Source organism: Mesorhizobium sp. M5C.F.Ca.IN.020.32.2.1 (assembly GCF_004023105.1).
Lineage (GTDB): Bacteria > Pseudomonadota > Alphaproteobacteria > Rhizobiales > Rhizobiaceae > Mesorhizobium > Mesorhizobium wenxiniae.
In genome coordinates this window covers 1-639 of sequence record NZ_RZSX01001550.1, presented here as the reverse complement: position 1 = coordinate 639, position 639 = coordinate 1, and the positions used below count along the sequence as shown (strand labels likewise).

The window sequence follows — 639 nt, the reverse complement described above, 5'->3', positions numbered from 1 at the left end:
ATGCCGAGCGCCGTGCCGAAGGCAAAGCCGAGCAGCGTCGAGGACAACGTCACCCAGGCATTGTAGACAAGGCTGCGGTTGCTGGTGACGCTGCGCAGAAAAGTGTTCTCGAAGAAATTCACAGCAACCTGATGCGGCGCCGGCAGCGTCGGCTTCGGCTGCGACATCGTCTTGCCGATGAATTCCACAACCCCCGGCGTCTCGCCGGCACGTCGGTCGAGATCGCGCTGGAACGGCGCGTTGAGGATGACGGCGAAAACATACCAGACAACGACCACGCCAGCGATGATCGAGGTCACCGGAACGATCTTGTCGCGAAAAGAGTCCATCTAGCGATCCTCGCGAGATTGGTCCCCTCCTCTCCCCGACGGGGAGAGGGGGGCCGGAGCGAAGCGGAGGTCGGGTGACTTCGGCTGCAACGCCGCCAACCACCCTCTGCTGGCAGCGCTGCCGCGTATGTGGCCATGCCTGTTCTTCGTCATCCTAGGGCGGAGCCGGAAAGCGGCGTGCGTAGAGGGAGCGGCCAACCACGCCTTCGTCATCCTAGGGCGAAGCAAGGAGCGAAGCGACGCCGCGCAGACCCTAGGATCCATGCCGTAACTTTCGCGCTCCGCAACGGTGCGGAACAATGCTCCCGCT

General features: G+C 63.4%; 1 pseudogene. It reads right to left on the bottom strand.

The annotated features are described in order from the left end of the window. Nucleotides 1–329: pseudogene (locus tag EOA86_RS37370) on the bottom strand (ABC transporter permease); the annotation flags it as partial. Nucleotides 330–639: the final 310 nt, after the last annotated feature.